The sequence below is a fragment of the Glutamicibacter sp. V16R2B1 genome, from assembly GCF_005774635.1.
Taxonomy (GTDB): domain Bacteria; phylum Actinomycetota; class Actinomycetes; order Actinomycetales; family Micrococcaceae; genus Glutamicibacter; species Glutamicibacter creatinolyticus.
On sequence record NZ_VATX01000005.1, the window covers coordinates 135087 to 150900 of the forward strand.

Below are 15814 nucleotides of genomic sequence, written 5' to 3' on the forward strand. Positions count from 1 at the left end.
CCACCGACAGTCAGGAGCCCAGCCATGCCACGCATTCTCAAGCTCGACCATGTGGGAATCACCGTCGCCGACCTGGAGACGGCCACCGATTTCTTCCTCGGACTCGGCCTGGAAGTGGCCGGACGCCATGACGGGCTGGAGGGAGAATTCCTGGATACGGTGTGCGGACTGCACAATGCCCGCACCCGCATCGTGATGCTGAACGTGCCCGGCACGGAGCAGCAGATCGAGCTCTCCAGCTTCATCCGCCCCGGCCACGGACCCGGGCAGCCGGAGGCGATGGCCACCGAAGTCGGGCTGCGCAGCCTGGCGTTCGTGGTCGATGACCTGCCGGCCCTGGTCGACCAGCTGCGCTCCGCGGGCTACGGCCTGGTCGGCGGGATCGGCGAATACGAGGGGGTGTGGCGCATGGCCTACGTGCGCGGCCCGGAAGGCATCATCGTCGCCCTGGCCCAGCGCCTGGACTGAACGACACCCCTGCGGCAGCCGGACAGGACAGGCTTTGGGGTACAGCCCAGCCCCGGGCCGCCAGCATTCAAGCAGTTGCCGGGGCCCGGGGCTGGGCGTGTGGGGGCGGAACGGGTGCGCCCCGTCGAGTTAGGCCTTGACCTTCTTCAGCGACTTCTCACTGACCGGCGCGTCATTGCTGGCGCGCAGCTTGCGGAAGTAGTCGCGGGCCTCGTCCTGGCGTTCGGCCTCCACGCCGGAGGCGATCTCCGCGCGCAGGTGCTCCTGGGTGTAGCCAAACGCGTCGACCAGGTCCTGGGCGTGCGGGCGCAGGCGGGCCAGCAGGCGGTTGATGTACTCCGGCAGGGTGCGGGCGCGCTGCATCGAAAGGCGGCCGTGGGCCAGGTACCAGCCCAGGTCATCCTCGATGACGGTCAGGGCGAACACGTCGCGCAACCAGGTGAGCACCTCGCGGGTGTTCTCGTCCTTGGTCTGCTCCAGCGCCCGGGTGAAGGCCTCCCAGCGCAGCAGCTCGGCGTGGGCGCGGGCCGCCTGGATCAGCAGGTCCTGGTTCTCGTTGAACTTGGCCGCGGTGCGCGCCTTGTCCTTCCCGGCGCTGCGCAGGTTCCCGGCCACCTCGGCGACCATGGCGTTGACCCGGTCGGCCAGCAGCTCGCGCTGGTTGGCCGGGTCCTTGAAGAAGTTCGCGCTCTTGCGTTCATCGCTGACGTCGGCGAAGGCCTGGGCCACCGAACGCAGCCCGGTGCGGTGGTAGGCGGTGGAGCCGACCTGCTTGGCGACGTAGCGGGCGACCGCGCCGGTGTCCAGCTTGCGGAACTCGGCGGCGTAGTCGGTCAGCAGGCGCTTGCCCACCAGCTGCAGCAGCACGTTGTTGTCGCCCTCGAAGGTGACGTAGACATCCAGGTCGCTGTAGAGCTGGTTGAAGCGGTTCTTGGCCATGTAGCCCGAGCCGCCGCAGGCCTCGCGGGCCTCCTGGATGGTGTCCAGCGCATCCCAGGTGCTCAGCGACTTCAGCCCGGCGGCCAGGGTTTCCAGGTCCTGGCGGTCCTCGTCGCTGTCCGCGCGCCCGGAGAAGACCTCGTCGAACTTGGTCAGCAGCTCATCGTGCGCGAAGGATGCGGCGTAGGTGCGGGCCAGGCGCGGCAGCAGGCGGCGCTGGTGGCGCTGGTAGTCCAGGATGGTGGTTTCCTCGGTGTCCGAGGTGCTGGTGAACTGGCGGCGCTGGTTTGCGTAGGTGATGGCGATCTGCAGGGCGATCTTCGCCGCGCTGGTCGAGGCCCCGTCCAGCGAGACACGGCCCTGGACCAGGGTGCCGAGCATGGTGAAGAAGCGCCGGCCCGGGGAGGCGATCGGGGAGCTGTAGGTGCCGTCGGCGGCCACATCCCCGTAGCGGTTAAGCAGGTTGGTGCGCGGGACGCGCACGTGGGTGAAGTGCAGGCGGCCGTTGTCGATGCCGTTCAGTCCGCCCTTCAACCCGTCGTCCTCGCCGCCCACGCCCTCCAGGAAGTTGCCCTGCTCGTCGCGGATCGGCACGTAGAAGCAGTGCACCCCGTGGTTCACGCCCTTGGTGATCAGCTGCGCGAAGACGGTGGCGTCCTTGCCGTGCAGTGCGGCGTTGCCCAGGAATTCCTTCCATGCGGCCTTGAACGGGGTGTGGATGACGAATTCCTCGGTCTGCGGGTCATAGGTGGCGGTGGTGGCCACGTTGGCCACATCCGATCCGTGGCCGATCTCGGTCATCGCGAAGGCGCCCGGGACGCTGAAGTCCAGGATGCCCGGCAGCCACTTCTTGTGGTGCTCCTCGGTGCCCAGGTGCAGCACCGCCCCGCCGAACAGGCCCCACTGCACGCCGGCCTTGATCTGCAGCGAGGGGTCGGCCGCGACCAGTTCCTCGAAGGCGGCCAGCGAGCCGCCGTGGTCGTCGTTGCCGCCGAACTCGGCGGGGAAGGCGCGCTGCACGGCGCGTTCATTGGTCAGCACGTGCAGCTGGGAGAGCACGCGTTCGCGGTGCTCGTCCATGCCCAGCGAGGGGTCGCGCTGCAGCTCGGGGCGTGCGGCGCGGGCCCGCGAGTCCTTGCGGACCTGTGCCCAGGGTCCCAGCAGCTGCTCGGAAAGGGCGGTGACATCAATGCGGTTCGGGTTCATGGTGTACCTTTCTGGCAGCCTAGGCGCCGGTGTGGGGTGATGCGATTCCATGGGTGAGCCAGGTGCACAGGGCATCGGCAAGTTCTTCCAGGGTGGGTCGGTGTTCGTCGCGCGGCTGGCGCAGCCACAGTTCCCCGGCGGAGCGGACCATGCCCAGCGCCGCGCGTGGCCACAGTGCCACGGGGCTGCCGCTCGGGCCGGGGTCCGGGGAGTGCTTGGCGTAGTAGTCGGCCACGCGTTCGGTCATGATCCGGGTGATTTCCTCGAAGAAGGCGTTGAGCACCCCGGTGGATCCGGGGGCCTGCTCGTTCGGGGCGGTGAGCACGTCGGTGGACTGGGTGGTGACGAAGAAGTAGAGGTTCGGGCTGGATTCGGCCAGCTGCAGGTAGGCGGTGACCATGGCGTGCAGGGCACCGAGTTCGGCCTCCTGCGCCAATCCCGCGGCGAGCACCTTGGCGTGGAAGTCGCCGATGATGACTTCGCTCAAGGCCTGGCGCAGCCCCTCCTTGTCACCGAAGTAGCGGTAGTACACCGGCTTGCTGGTGTTCCCGTGCGCGGCGATGTCATCCATCGAGGCCTGCGGGCCCAGGTGGTGGATCGCCTTGCGGGCCATGCCCAGCAGTTCCAGGCGGCGTTCGGTGCGGTGGCGTTCCCACCGCGCCGCGCGACCGTCCTGGGTGGTGCTGGTGCTCCCTGAGATGTTGTTCACGTTACTTACAGTATCATGTACTCTTGGTTATAGTAATACCTGTCACAGCAGTCAGATCTCCAGGAGAATCTCAATGGCTTCAGAATCCGTCCGCCCGGCCGTGATCATTGGCGGCAACCGCATCCCCTTCGCCCGCTCGAACACCAAGTACGCGCAAGCCTCCAACCAGGACATGTTCACCGCCGCCCTTGACGGGCTGGTGGCCCGCTTCGGGCTGCAGGGCCAGCGGATCGGCTCGGTCGCCGGCGGCGCGGTGCTCAAGCACTCCAAGGACTTCAACCTGATCCGCGAATGCGTGCTGGGCTCCGCCCTGGATCCCAGCACCCCGGCCTACGACGTGCAGATGGCCTGCGCCACCGGCATGGAGGCCATCGGCTCGCTGGCCAACAAGATCAAGCTCGGCCAGCTCGACTCGGCCATCGGCGGCGGCGTGGACACCACCAGCGACGCGCCGATCGCGGTCTCCGAGGGGCTGCGCCAGGTGCTGCTGGAGCTCTCCCGCGCCCGCACCACCAAGGCCAAGCTCTCCGCGCTGTCCAAGCTGCGCCCGGCCCACCTGGCCCCGAACGCCCCGGGCACCGGGGAGCCGCGCACCGGGCTGTCGATGGGCGAGCACCAGGCCAAGACCACCCACGCCTGGGGCATCACCCGCCAGGCGCAGGATGAGCTGGCCCTGGCCAGCCACCAGAACCTGGCCGCCGCCTACGAACGCGGGTTCTTCGATGACCTGATGACCAGCTTCAACGGCCTTAGCCGGGACAACAACCTGCGCCCGGACTCCAGCCTGGAAAAGCTGGGCAGCCTGAAGCCGGCCTTCGGCAAGTCGCTGGGCGATGAGGCGACCATGACCGCGGGCAACTCCACCCCGCTGACCGACGGGGCCTCCACGGTGCTGTTGGGCAGCGAGGAATACGCCAAGGCCAACAACCTGCCGATGCTGGCGAACTTCGTGGACTTCGAGGCCGGCGCGGTGGACTTCGTGCACGGCGCGGAGGGCCTGCTGATGGCCCCGGCCTACGCGGTCGCCCGGATCCTGAAGCGCAACAACCTGACCCTGCAGGACTTTGACTTCTACGAAATCCATGAGGCGTTCGCCGGCACCGTGCTCTCCACGCTGGCGGCGTGGGAGGACGAGGAATTCTGCCGCGAAAAGCTCGGCCTGGATGCCCCGCTGGGCGCCATCGACCGCAGTAAGCTGAACGTCAACGGGTCCTCGCTGGCCGCCGGCCACCCGTTCGCCGCCACCGGCGGACGAATCGTGGCGACGCTGGCCAAGATGCTGCATGAGAAGGGCTCGGGACGTGGACTGATCTCCGTGTGCGCCGCCGGCGGGCAGGGAGTCGTAGCGATTTTGGAGGCACGCAACTAATGGCAGACAAGTACCTGGAACTGGTCAACACCGGTTTTACCCGCACCCTGGCCAAAAAGCTGGGCCTACCGCAACCGGCCCGGCTGCGCCGCTGGTCCACCCAGACCCCGCTGCTGCCCGGCCCGCTGCTGATCCTGGGCGATTCGCCCACCGCCCAGCAGCTGGCCGACACCCTGGTGCAGTGGGGACTGGATGTGCGCCGCCACGATGCCGGGGGAGCGAAGCTGGGCGGGCTGATCCTGCTGCTCGATGAGCTCACCCACCCCGATCAGCTCTCCCCGCTGATGCTCAAGGCCGGCGCCGAGGTGCGCCAGCTGGTGCCCGGCGCCCGGGTGGTCTCCTTCTCCCGCCGCGCCCTGGCCGAGGATGAGCCGGCCGTGGCCGCCGTGCGCCAGGGCATTGACGGCACCATCCGCTCGCTGGGCCGCGAACTGCGCAATGGCGCTACCGCCAACGGCATCCTGCTGGCCGGGGACGCGACCCTGGCAAGCCCCAGCTCGCTGGCGGCCCTGCACTTCTTCCTCTCCGGGCGCAGCGCCTACGTGGACGGCCAGTTCCTGGAGGTCACCGGCAACGAAGGCGAACTGCCCGAAAGCTTCGAAGCGCCGCTGGCCGGAAAGGTTGCGGTGGTCACCGGCGCGGCCCGCGGCATCGGCGCGGCGATCGCCCGCACCCTGGCCCGGGACGGGGCCGCGGTCGTGGTGGTTGACATGCCCGGGGCCGGGGATGCGCTGAGCAAGGTCGCCAACGAGGTCGGCGGCACCGCCCTGCAGCTGGATGTCACCGCCCAGGACGCCGGGCAGCGGATCATCGAACACGCCCGCCAGCGCCACGGCCGGCTGGACCTGGTGGTGCACAACGCCGGGATCACCCGGGACAAGCTGCTGGCCAACATGGACGCCTCCCGCTGGGATTCGGTCATCGCGGTGAACATCGCCTCCCAGCTGCGCATGAACGAGCAGCTGCTGGCCGCGGACCTGCCCGGGCTGCGCGTGGTGTCCCTGGCCTCCACCTCCGGGATCGCCGGCAACCGCGGGCAGACGAACTACGCCGCCTCCAAGGGCGGGGTGATCGGCATGGTGCGCGCCAGCGCCGCGGACTTCGCCGCCCACGGCGGGACCATCAACGCGGTCGCCCCCGGCTTCATTGAAACCGACATGACCGCCAAGATCCCGCTGGGCACCCGCACCGTGGCCCGCATGGTGATGCCCTCGCTGATGCAGGGCGGGCTGCCCCTGGACGTGGCCGAGACCATCGGCTTCCTCTCCTGGGACGCGTGCGCCGCGATCAACGGGCAGACCCTGCGCGTGTGCGGCCAGTCGCTGGTGGGGGCCTGAAATGGGTATCGAAATCGTTGACCAGCTGCCCACCATGGGCCAGGTCTACGCCCGGACGGTCAAGACCCTAGGGCGCAAGGCCAAGAACCCGGTGCTGCCCGAGCTGACCCTGGTCAAGCACGGGGCGCAGGCCGATGCGCAGAAGCTGGCCGAATTCCGCCGCGCCGTGGGCGCGCGCATGAACGGCCAGCTGCCCAGCCTCTACGTGCATTCGCTGGCCTTCCCGCTGGCGATGTCCCTGATGGTGCGCGACGACTTCCCGCTGCCGCTGCTGGGGATGATCCACCTGACCAACGAGGTCACCGTGCGCCGCCCGCTGGCCGACGCGGAGGCGTTCGACGTGGCGGTCAACGCCGAGCAGCTGGCCAAGCACGCCAAGGGCGCGACCTGCGACCTGGTGGTGCGCATCTCCACCGAGGGCGAGGAGCGGATGGTGCTGCGCAGCACCTTCCTGTCCAAGGGGGTGAAGCTCGATGGTCCGAAGCCGGAGAAGGACGCGCGCTCGGACTTCCACCCGCCGCAGGCCACCGCCGTGTGGAAGCTGGGGGCGGACACCGGCCGGGCCTGGGCTGCGGTGGCCGGGGACTACAACCCGATCCACCTGTCCAAGGTGTCGGCCAAGGTGCTGGGCATGCCCCGGGCCATCGCCCACGGCATCTACCTGGCGGCGCGCGCGCTGGCGGAGATTGAACCGGTGGGCGTGGGCTACGAATGGGAGATCGAGTTCAAGACCCCGGTGCTGCTGCCGGGCACCGTGCACCTGGCCTATGAGCAGGAGGGCCGGGACTACGAGGTGACCGCCTGGAACCCGCGCAAGCTCAAGCCCCACTTCGAGCTGGAGCTGGAACTGCTGGATTAGCCTTACCCCGCGGGAACGTCGACGGCGGCCGGAACACGCTTTGGTGTTCCGGCCGCCGTTCGTGTTGGTTCGCCCTGTTGCTCCCGCCGCTAGGCCGTGGCCGCCTGCCCGGCCCGGCGGTAGGCCTGTAGCGACTGCTGCGCGGCATGCCGCCAGGTGAACCGGGCACTGTGCGCCAGCGCCGCGGTGCGGGCGGAGGCCAGCAGCTGCGGATCCCGGGCCAGGGTGAGCAGTTGCCGCGCCCACGCCTCGGGCTCCGGTTCGGGGATGAGCCAGCCCGAGACGCCGTCGGCCACCGAATAGTTCAGGCCCCCGACCCGGTTGGCGATCACCGGCGTGCCGCAGGCCTGGGCCTCGGCGGCCACCAGCCCGAACGTCTCGGACAGTGAGGGCACGGCCACCAGGTCCGCGGCGGCGAACGCCGCGGCCAGTTCGCGCGGCGGCAGCGGACCGGCCAGGTGCACCACCTCATCCAGCTCAAGCCGGGTCGCGATGGCCCGCGGATCATAGTCGTCCGCACCGGAGCGTGCCCCGTACAGCTCGGCGGTGATCCGCACGCCCGGGTCCAGCTGCCGGGCCCTGGCGATGGCCTGCAGCAGCAGGTGGGCGCCCTTCAGCCGCTGCATCCTGCCGGCGTAGACCACGTGCAGGTCACTGCCCCCGGTGGGATTGCTCCGCGCGCGGCCGGCGCCGGCCCCGAGCTGCGGCGGGTGGAAGACCTCGTGCTCCACCCCGGGCAGCACCACGTCCAGCTTGTCCTGCGGCACCCGGTAGTGCCGGCGCAGCTGTTCCGCCTCCACCGGCGTGTTGGCGATGACGCGCTGGGCGGCGGCCAGCAGGTGCCGTTCACCTTCCTTGCGTGTGGCCGGTTCGGCGATCCCGGATTCGGCTTCCTTCGCCGCCGCCGAGGTGTGCAGACTGACCACCAGCGGGATGTGCCAGGCGGTGGCCAGTTCCAGCCCCAGCATCCCGGAGAGCCAGTAGTGGGCGTGGATCACGTCCACCGGCAGGTCGCGAAAATGCTCCCGCAGGGCCCCGGCGGCCTCATCGATCAGGCCATACAGCCCGTCCTTGGAAACCCGCCGGCCTGGAGCCACCTGCAGTTCGTGCATCCACACCCGATCCTTGACCTGCTCGGTGCGCGTTGGATCAGCGCTGCGGGTCACCAGATGGACCTCATGACCCAGCTCGGACAGCGCGTAGGCCAGGTTGCGGATGTAGACGTTCATGCCTCCCGCGTCCCCGGCGCCGGGCTGCTCCATCGGGGAGGTGTGCAGGGAAAGCATGGCGATGCGCATGGGAAAGTTCCTGGAAGAGGTCGGCGGCAGGGGGCCACTTGATGCTATCAATCAGGCCGCGCCACGCCCTTGGGATGCAAAATCCCCGGCTGGCCGAAGCCAACCGGGGATCTCCTGCGTGCGCGAAGGGGGACTTGAACCCCCACCCTCTAAACGAGGACTAGCACCTCAAGCTAGCGCGTCTACCTATTCCGCCACCCGCGCAGGTACTCGTTGTCTGCGTTGTTATCGCAAGCAACGAAGTAAAACTTTAGCACCAGTTTAAGCCGATTTCCAATTCGGCCCAAGTGCCGGCGAAACCTGCGCCATTCCGCGCCAAAAGGCGGACTGATCACGGCAAATCATGTCAATGTCCCACTCGGGGTGCCAAGGATCACACTCTAGGCTCTGCGGGGTGTCCGGCTCAGGTGACGATTCGCGCTTCTCAGTCGTGCGGCAGCAGCCGGGACAGCTCTTGGGCGCCGAGCACTTCGTTGAAGATTGGACCGTCCGGCTCCATGCCGCGCCCCTGGGCGAGGCTGGCCAGGATCACCGGCTCAAATCCCAGGGCGTCGATGAGCCTGGCGACCACGGCCGCCTCCCGGCGGTGGTCCGAGGCCACCGCCAGACCCCGGCGCTGGCTCTGCTTGCGCCGCCCGCTGGTGTCCAGGTCCCAGTGGCTGATGTGGTTCAACGCCTTCACCACCCGGGTGCCGGCGAAGTGTTCGGCAATCGCCTCGGAACTGGAGAGCCCGGCCTCCAGTGCCCGCTGGAACCAGTCCGGCAGCGGCTCGTCTTCCCAGCGGTTGGTGGCGTCCACCAGGATGGTCCCGGCCAGGGTATCCGGGTCCACCTCGTCCAGTTCCTCCTGCGGCACCATGAGCACCACCAGATCCACCGCGTCGGCAATCTGTTCGGCCGGCACGGCCGTGGCCTGCGGGGCGTATTGCGCCAGGTGGTACTTCAGCATGTGTGGTGGCCGGGAAGCGGCGATGTTCACGCCGATGCCGGCCGAGGCGGCCGCCCTGGCCAGGGAGGTCCCGGCCCTTCCGGCACCCAGCACGCCGATGCGTGTGCTGGGCGCTCCTGATTCCCCCGTGGGCTTCTCGCTCATCAGGCCTCCTTCGCGGCGGATGGATAGTTCCTGTCCTCCAGCATCCCATCACACATGCGGGCGCTCGTGCCCATCGGACCGTAGCGGGCCGATGTGAGTGAAGCACACTGCCCCGCACCGGCAGCGGTGCGGGGCAGTGTGGAATCGGTGGTCATCGCCCCGGAAGCGCTAGCCGCCAAAGACCGGCGCCAGGGCCTTGACCAGTTCGTTGACGCCCAAGGCCAGGAACAGGGCAGCGGTGATGCCCAGCGCAATGTTCGTGTGCCACTTGTTGCGCCACTGCTTCGGGGTGCGTTTGCCGTTGAGCAGACCCAGCAGGGTCAAGGCCAGGAACGGCATGAACAGCGAACCGAGTACACCGTAGGCCAGGATCAGCGCGATCGGGCGGTCCAACAGGAACAGCAGCATCGGCGGGAAGGTCAGCCACAGCACGTAGAACCTGAAGTACTTGCCGCCCACGCGGGTGTCCTCGTGTCCCGATCCCTTGCCGCGGATGTTGCCCCAGAAGTCGGCGAACATCAGCGAAACGCCGTTCCACACGCCGATGATCGAGGAGAAGGACGCGGCCCAGAAGCCGACCAGGAATCCGAGGCCCACCACGTCGCCGTAGCGTTCCTGCAGCACGTCGGTCAGGTCCAGCAGCCCGGCATCACCGGCGGAGAGCGCCACCCCGGCCGAACGCACCACCTCGGCGCCGACCACCAGCATGGCGATCACGAAGATGCCGGTGATCACGTACGCCATCGAGTTGTCGATCCGCATCACGCGCATCCACTTCGGGGTGTACCAGCCCTTTTCGCGCAGCCAGTAGCCGTAGGCGGCCAGGGTGATGGTGCCGCCCACGCCGCCGGCCAGGGCCAGGGTGTAGACCACGCCGCCCTCGGGGATCATCGGGATCAGCCCGACGAACATCTGCGGAACGTTCGGCACCGCAATGATCGCCAGACCCACCACGGTGATGAACATCAGGCCCACCAGCACGGCGGTGACCTTCTCAAAGAACGCGTAATGTCCGAACCACACCATGGCAAAGCCGGCCAGTCCCATGAAGATCGCCCAGATTTTCAGGTCCACGGCCGGGAACAGCGCCGCCAACGGCATCGCCGCGGAGCTCATGGCAGTCGCCCCGTACACAAAACCCCAGATCACGATGTAGGGCCCGAAGTACCAGGTGGTCCACTTGCCCAGGGAGCGCCAGCCCTCGAAGATGGTCTTGCCGGTGGCCAGGGTGAACCGTCCGGCACCCTCGACCAGGATGATCTTCAGGATCACACCGAGCACCACCGCCCACAGCAGTGCATAGCCGTAGCGGCTGCCGGCCACGAGGGTAGCGACCATGTCCGCGGCGCCCACACCGGTGGCGGCCACCACCAGGCCGGGGCCAACGATCTTCCATTTCGGGGGCGCACCGGAGTCCAGCCCGGTCTCCCGGTCCCGCTCGGGGATCGCCGGTTGATTCTCTTCGGACATGACGTCATCAATCCTTAGTCGTCGTGAACATCGTCAGCTCCGGCTGGCGCCCCGACACCTGCGGAGCAGGCCAGGGGAGCAGGTCAGCCGATGGTTCAAATCTAGTGTGTGAGACACCGCACAACCAGTATTCGTGACTCCGAATCCCGGCGTGCCGTCCCGCCCTCGTGCCGGAAGCATGTCGAAGGCAAAATGTGATCCTTGCGGCATCGGTTCCGGGTATCCGGACACCGGTTCCCGCGGAGGCCGCGTCGGGACGGGTCAGGGGTTTCGCGCAGCGACCGCGCGGGGCACGGGCGGGCATTTTGTTTGGCGGCCGATTGGGTAAGGTGGGGGACAGGAACACCGGGCGCCCGAACGAACCACGACGGAGCGCAACAGCAGGTGGACCACCCCAAGCTTCAAAGTCTGGCGACCGTCAATGCGACGCGCCCGCAACCACCGCAGCAGCCCGGCGCGCCGGGCACGGCTGCCCCCAGGCGTTGCGCCTGGACCGAAGACCAAGGCATGCCCGAAGGCATGCAACCCACACCGTGACACAGGGAGAGAGCCAAGTGAGCGTTGCCACCACCCCGATCAAGGCGATCAACTGGAACCGCATCGAGGATGAGAAGGACGTGGAAATCTGGAACCGCGTCACCGCCAACTTCTGGCTTCCCGAGAAGGTGCCGCTGTCCAATGACATCCAGTCCTGGGCGACCCTGAGCGACGGGGAGAAGCAGATGACCATGCGCGTGCTCACCGGGCTGACCTACCTGGACACGCTGCAGGGCACCATCGGCGCCGTCTCGCTGATCCCGGATGCGCTGACCCCGCACGAGGAAGCGGTTTACACGAACTTCGCGTTCATGGAGTCCGTGCACGCCAAGAGCTACTCCTCGATCTTCTCCACCCTGTGCTCCTCGCGCGAGATCGATGAGGCCTTCCGCTGGTCGGAGGAAAACCACGAGCTGCAGAACAAGGGCAACATCGTCCGCTCGTACTACGACGGCACCAACCCGTACAAGAAGAAGATCGCCTCCACCATGCTGGAGTCCTTCTTGTTCTACTCCGGGTTCTACACCCCGCTGCGCTGGGCCACCATGTCCAAGCTGACCAACAGTGCCGACCTGATCCGCCTGATCATCCGCGACGAGGCCATCCACGGCTACTACATTGGGCTGAAAAACCAGCGCGCCATGGACCAGAACCAGCTGCCGCAGGCCGAACGCGATGAGCTGAAGAACTTCACCTTCGAACTGCTGCACGAGCTGTACGAAAACGAGGTCAAGTACACCCACGACCTGTACGACGACATCGGCTGGAGCGAGGACGTCATCAAGTTCCTGCACTACAACGGCAACAAGGCGCTGATGAACCTGGGCTACGAGGCCATGTTCCCGGCCGAGCTGACCAACGTCTCCCCGGCGATCCTGGCCTCGCTCAACCCGGGCTCGGATGAGAACCACGACTTCTTCTCCGGGTCGGGCTCCTCCTACGTCATCGGCAAGGCCGAAGCCACCGAAGACGAGGACTGGGGCTGGTAACAGCACCTTGCCCCTCCCGGGCCGTCGGCTTCGCCGCACGGTCCCCGGATGAATCCTCGGCGCGGCGGGTCACCATTTGTGGTGCCCCGCCGCGCCGACGGCAATTAATGGCCTAACTGTGGCGTATAGCTGGCTGCAGGTCATTCAGGATTGCTGATTCGAGTCTCTGGAACGCTCTGGAAAAGTCGGCTCTTGCGCCCTGCACGGGAAGGAGATCATGCGTAAATGAGCTGACGTAATCGGTAAAACTGTGCAAGGTCTCTTCTGCGAGTCGGACGATTTCAGGTGGGCATAAGATCTTGACGCGAGTTAGGTGGACGTTGAGATCGAAAGCTATAGCAGATTGTTCCTCCGGCGTGAGATATTGCTGCGGCTCACGCACACGGTAAAAATTTAGAAGGTCGGTGTAGATCACAATCTTTTCTTGGCGCAGCCAAACATTTTGCTCCCGTATATGGTTTTGCCGATTTGTATGTAGAGCTATGGCTCCTCCGATAATTGCACCGCCCAAACCAGACAAAGCAGAAACTATAGAAATCCAGGGCTCGATTGACATCTATCCATTATCGCCACCTTGCCCGTTGCACACTAACAATCGAGGGCCATTCGGATAACCGAGTAGCCCGTTAGAAACACTTTGCTTGATCCTTTTCAGAGGGGGAGCGCGGGTCGAGAACAATTCTGGAGAGTCAGTATGCGCGGGCGAAAGCCGCGCTTTCGGATTAGGCTGGGAACAAGTCAGCGCACCGCAGCGCAAAACCCAGCATCACAAGGGGGATTGGCCATGCCCAAGGAACCGGCCCTGGAACGGCTCGAAGCCGAAACCGTTGAGTTCTGCCGTGAACTGATCCGCATCGACACCACCAACTACGGCGGCAACAAAGGCCAGGGGGAGCTGCAGGCCGCCCAGTACGTGGCCGAACTGCTGCGCGAGGTGGGCCTGGACGCCAAGATCTACGAATCGGCTCCCGGCCGGGCCAACGTCGTGGCGCGGCTGGCCGGCAGCGACCCGGACCTGCCGGCGCTGGTGGTGCACGGGCACCTGGACGTGGTGCCGGCCATCGCCGAGGACTGGAGCGTGGACCCCTTTGCCGCCGAGCTGATCGACGGGATGATCTGGGGCCGCGGGGCGGTGGACATGAAGAACATGGACGCCATGATCATCGCGGTGATCCGCCACATGGTGCGCGAGCGGATCACCCCGCGCCGCGACCTGGTCATCGCGTTCTTCGCCGACGAGGAGGCCGGCGGTGACTACGGGGCCGGGTGGATGGTCACGCACCATCCCGAACTGTTTGCCGGGGCCACCGAGGCGATCAGCGAGGTCGGCGGGTTCTCGGTGGACATCAACGGCCAGCGGGCCTACATGCTGCAGACCGCGGAAAAGGGCATCGCCTGGTCCAGGCTCACCGCCCACGGCACCGCCGGACACGGCTCCCAGCTGAACCCGCAGAACGCGGTCACCGAACTGGCCGCCGCCGTGGCCCGGATCGGATCCCACCGGTGGCCGCTGTCCTACACGCCCACCACCCGGGCGCTGCTGCAGCGGATCGGGGAACTAAGCGGCCTGGGCTTCGATGAAGCCGACCCGGCCCCGCTGCTGCGGGCCATGGGCAACGTTTCCCGCTTTGTCGGGGCCACCTTGCAAAACACCGCGAACCCGACCGCACTGTCCGCCGGGTACAAGCACAACGTCATCCCCGGACAGGCCGAGGCACTGATCGACGCCCGCACCCTGCCCGGGCAACACGAACAGACCCTGGCCACGCTGCGCGAACTGGCCGGGCAGAACGTCCAGCTGCACGTCGACCACGAACAATCCTCCCTGGAGGTGCCCTTCTCCGGGGAACTGGTGGATTCAATGGGCACCGCCCTGCTGGCCGAGGACCCGGACGCGGTGGTGCTGCCCTACATGCTCTCGGGCGGCACCGACAACAAGTGGCTGGCCACCCTGGGCATCACCGGCTACGGGTTTGCGCCGCTGCAGCTGCCGCCCGAACTGGACTTCACCGGCATGTTCCACGGCGTGGATGAACGCGTGCCGGTCACCGCCCTGCACTTCGGCTCCCGGGTGCTCGCCCGACTGCTGAGCACCTACTAGAGCACGCCCACCCACGAAAGGACACACCAGTGGAGATCACCGAGGCACTGCCCGAGGAACTGCTCGAGCGCTTCCGCGCCCGCGCCGCCGGCTACGATGAGCGCAACACGTTCTGCACCGAGGACTTTGCGCAACTGCGCGACCGCGGGTACCTGAAGGCGCTGCTGCCGGTGGAGCGCGGCGGCTACGGCTGGGGGCTGAGCGAGCTGGCCCTGGCCCAGCGCCGGCTGGCCACCGCCGCCCCGGCCACGGCGCTGGCGGTGAACATGCACCACGTGTGGGCCGGGGTCGCCCAGCTGCTGGCCGCGCGCGGGCACCAGCGCCTGGCGATGGTGCAGGACTGGATCGCCGAGGGTGAGGTGATGGCCTTCGGGATCAGCGAGCCGGGCAATGACGCGGTGCTCTTCGATTCAAAGACCACCGCCGAGGAGCGCGGGGACGGCTCGGTGGCGTTCACCGGCACGAAGATCTTCACCTCCCTGGCCCCGGCCTTCACCCGGCTGGGCGTGTTCGGCAAGAACGCCGAAGGGCAGCTGGTGCACGGGTTCGTGGCCCGCGGCGAGGGCGTCGAGTCGCTGAATGACTGGAACACCCTGGGCATGCGCGCCAGCCAGTCGCACACCACCAAGCTGTCCGGGGCCATCGCCCCGGCACAGTGGGTGCACACCCGCCTGGCCGCGGGCCCCAACCCGGACGCCCTGGTGTTCGGGATCTTCGCCTCGTTCCTGACCCTGACCGCCAGCGTCTACGTGGGCCTGGCCGAGCGTGGGCTGCAGCTGGGCACCGCGGCCCTCCAGCGCCGGGTGCACCAGGACGGGCAGGCCTACACCCAGGATGTGCGCGCCCGCTCGATCCTGGCCGAGGCCGGAATGCGCATGCTCACCCTGGATGCGCTGCAGCGCCAGGTCGCCGGGGACCTGGACGCACTGGTGGACCACGGGCCGCAGTGGTTCCCGAAGCTGGTCACCCTGCGCACCAGGGCGGGGGACTGGGCGCGGGAGAACGTCCAAGACGCCGGCCAGCTGATCGGCGGGGGCGGCTACTTCCGGGGCAGCGAGTTCGAGCGGCTCTACCGGGACGTGCAGGCCAGCTGGTACCACCCGTCCAATGCGGCCTCGGCGGCGAACACCGTGGCCAGCTGGCTAGTGGGACCGCTGGAAGACTGAGCCCTCCAGGGTGCCGCTCACCCGCATCACCCGCCGGCGCAGCCAGTATTTGAAGGCCCCGCCCTCGTAGCGGCAGGTGCGCACCAGCTCCCACTTGCCGTTCTCGGCGTGCTCCTTCAGGGCCGCGCGGGCCAAATGCTTGGGCTCCCCGGGGAACGAAGTGATCACCAGGTACTCGAAGCGGTCATCCGCGGGCTGGTGCAATGGTGCCTTGATCCGTTCCTGAATCATCAAACCCCCTACCGTGCCGGTCTATTCGGCTGTAGCGTGTGT

Annotated in this window: 14 protein-coding genes and 1 tRNA gene; 7 read left to right on the plus strand and 8 right to left on the minus strand. The window is 67.4% G+C overall.

The genetic code is table 11. The annotated features are described in order from the left end of the window. The first annotated feature begins 24 nt into the window (after positions 1-24). Positions 25-468 (plus strand): VOC family protein, encoded by a 444-nt coding sequence (locus FDN03_RS02915; protein WP_138173931.1) that lies wholly within the window; start codon positions 25-27, stop codon positions 466-468. 129 nt (positions 469-597) lie between these two features. On the opposite strand, the gene FDN03_RS02920 is transcribed toward FDN03_RS02915, so the two are convergent. After that, complete coding sequence (locus FDN03_RS02920) at positions 598-2613, minus strand: acyl-CoA dehydrogenase (protein WP_171021112.1); 2016 nt, start codon at positions 2611-2613, stop codon at positions 598-600. Positions 2614-2632: 19 nt separating this feature from the next. Next, positions 2633-3322 carry a TetR family transcriptional regulator gene (locus FDN03_RS02925; RefSeq protein ID WP_246049824.1) on the minus strand — a complete coding sequence of 230 codons (690 nt, stop codon included), beginning with the start codon at positions 3320-3322 and terminating at the stop codon, positions 2633-2635. Between the two features lie 73 nt (positions 3323-3395). Here FDN03_RS02925 and FDN03_RS02930 point away from each other — a divergent pair, with 73 nt between their 5' ends. Genes FDN03_RS02930 through FDN03_RS02940 form a run of 3 tightly spaced genes read left to right on the plus strand, consistent with a single transcriptional unit; the run spans position 3396 to position 6887 of the window. After that, positions 3396-4691, plus strand: coding sequence for an acetyl-CoA C-acetyltransferase (locus tag FDN03_RS02930; protein ID WP_138173935.1), 1296 nt, complete (start codon positions 3396-3398; stop codon positions 4689-4691). Then, positions 4691-6028 carry a 3-oxoacyl-ACP reductase gene (locus tag FDN03_RS02935; RefSeq protein WP_138173937.1) on the plus strand — a complete coding sequence of 446 codons (1338 nt, stop codon included), beginning with the start codon at positions 4691-4693 and terminating at the stop codon, positions 6026-6028. Before FDN03_RS02930 ends, FDN03_RS02935 begins: the two co-directional genes overlap by 1 nt. 1 nt (position 6029) lies before the next feature. Further along, a complete protein-coding gene (locus tag FDN03_RS02940) occupies positions 6030-6887 on the plus strand; it encodes a MaoC family dehydratase (protein ID WP_138173939.1) in 858 nt (285 codons plus the stop codon). Between the two features lie 89 nt (positions 6888-6976). Here the strand turns inward: FDN03_RS02940 and FDN03_RS02945 are convergent, their stop codons facing one another. The 4 genes from FDN03_RS02945 to FDN03_RS02960 all read right to left on the minus strand — a co-directional run bounded on the left by FDN03_RS02945 (position 6977) and on the right by FDN03_RS02960 (position 10748). After that, entirely contained in the window at positions 6977-8185 is a 1209-nt protein-coding gene (locus tag FDN03_RS02945; RefSeq protein WP_138173941.1) for a glycosyltransferase, read from the minus strand. Positions 8186-8304: 119 nt separating this feature from the next. Next, positions 8305-8389, minus strand: a tRNA-Leu gene (locus FDN03_RS02950). 220 nt (positions 8390-8609) lie between these two features. Beyond that, the gene (locus tag FDN03_RS02955; protein WP_138173943.1) at positions 8610-9278 is read right to left on the minus strand and encodes an NAD(P)-binding domain-containing protein; all 669 of its coding nucleotides are present in this window, start codon (positions 9276-9278) and stop codon (positions 8610-8612) included. A gap of 168 nt (positions 9279-9446) precedes the next feature. Beyond that, complete coding sequence (locus FDN03_RS02960) at positions 9447-10748, minus strand: Nramp family divalent metal transporter (RefSeq protein ID WP_138173945.1); 1302 nt, start codon at positions 10746-10748, stop codon at positions 9447-9449. Positions 10749-11281: 533 nt separating this feature from the next. On the opposite strand from FDN03_RS02960, the gene nrdF reads away from it, so the two are divergent. Then, positions 11282-12274 (plus strand): class 1b ribonucleoside-diphosphate reductase subunit beta, encoded by a 993-nt coding sequence (gene nrdF, locus FDN03_RS02965; RefSeq protein ID WP_138173947.1) that lies wholly within the window; start codon positions 11282-11284, stop codon positions 12272-12274. A 112-nt stretch (positions 12275-12386) separates the two neighbouring features. On the opposite strand, the gene FDN03_RS02970 is transcribed toward nrdF, so the two are convergent. Then, a complete protein-coding gene (locus FDN03_RS02970) occupies positions 12387-12830 on the minus strand; it encodes a hypothetical protein (protein ID WP_138173949.1) in 444 nt (147 codons plus the stop codon). 228 nt (positions 12831-13058) lie between these two features. Here FDN03_RS02970 and FDN03_RS02975 point away from each other — a divergent pair, with 228 nt between their 5' ends. Together FDN03_RS02975 and FDN03_RS02980 are read left to right on the plus strand one after the other, a co-directional pair. Next, positions 13059-14375: a M20/M25/M40 family metallo-hydrolase gene (locus FDN03_RS02975; protein WP_138173951.1), complete on the plus strand. Its 1317-nt coding sequence runs from the start codon at positions 13059-13061 to the stop codon at positions 14373-14375. A gap of 29 nt (positions 14376-14404) precedes the next feature. Further along, complete coding sequence (locus FDN03_RS02980; RefSeq protein WP_138173953.1) at positions 14405-15541, plus strand: acyl-CoA dehydrogenase family protein; 1137 nt, start codon at positions 14405-14407, stop codon at positions 15539-15541. On the opposite strand, the gene FDN03_RS02985 is transcribed toward FDN03_RS02980, so the two are convergent. Continuing rightward, a complete protein-coding gene (locus tag FDN03_RS02985) occupies positions 15518-15772 on the minus strand; it encodes a DUF5703 family protein (protein WP_138173955.1) in 255 nt (84 codons plus the stop codon). The two genes, FDN03_RS02980 and FDN03_RS02985, sit on opposite strands and share 24 nt — an antisense overlap. Positions 15773-15814: the final 42 nt, after the last annotated feature.

What these genes read in the sequence shown, in the direction of transcription:
- FDN03_RS02915 (WP_138173931.1), top strand. Translation starts at nt 25, where the DNA reads ATGCCACGCATTCTCAAGCTCGACCATGTGGGAATCACCGTCGCCGAC.
- FDN03_RS02920 (WP_171021112.1), bottom strand. Translation starts at nt 2,613, where the DNA reads ATGAACCCGAACCGCATTGATGTCACCGCCCTTTCCGAGCAGCTGCTG.
- FDN03_RS02930 (WP_138173935.1), top strand. Translation starts at nt 3,396, where the DNA reads ATGGCTTCAGAATCCGTCCGCCCGGCCGTGATCATTGGCGGCAACCGC.
- FDN03_RS02935 (WP_138173937.1), top strand. Translation starts at nt 4,691, where the DNA reads ATGGCAGACAAGTACCTGGAACTGGTCAACACCGGTTTTACCCGCACC.
- FDN03_RS02940 (WP_138173939.1), top strand. Translation starts at nt 6,030, where the DNA reads ATGGGTATCGAAATCGTTGACCAGCTGCCCACCATGGGCCAGGTCTAC.
- FDN03_RS02945 (WP_138173941.1), bottom strand. Translation starts at nt 8,185, where the DNA reads ATGCGCATCGCCATGCTTTCCCTGCACACCTCCCCGATGGAGCAGCCC.
- FDN03_RS02955 (WP_138173943.1), bottom strand. Translation starts at nt 9,278, where the DNA reads ATGAGCGAGAAGCCCACGGGGGAATCAGGAGCGCCCAGCACACGCATC.
- FDN03_RS02960 (WP_138173945.1), bottom strand. Translation starts at nt 10,748, where the DNA reads ATGTCCGAAGAGAATCAACCGGCGATCCCCGAGCGGGACCGGGAGACC.
- FDN03_RS02970 (WP_138173949.1), bottom strand. Translation starts at nt 12,830, where the DNA reads ATGTCAATCGAGCCCTGGATTTCTATAGTTTCTGCTTTGTCTGGTTTG.
- FDN03_RS02975 (WP_138173951.1), top strand. Translation starts at nt 13,059, where the DNA reads ATGCCCAAGGAACCGGCCCTGGAACGGCTCGAAGCCGAAACCGTTGAG.
- FDN03_RS02985 (WP_138173955.1), bottom strand. Translation starts at nt 15,772, where the DNA reads ATGATTCAGGAACGGATCAAGGCACCATTGCACCAGCCCGCGGATGAC.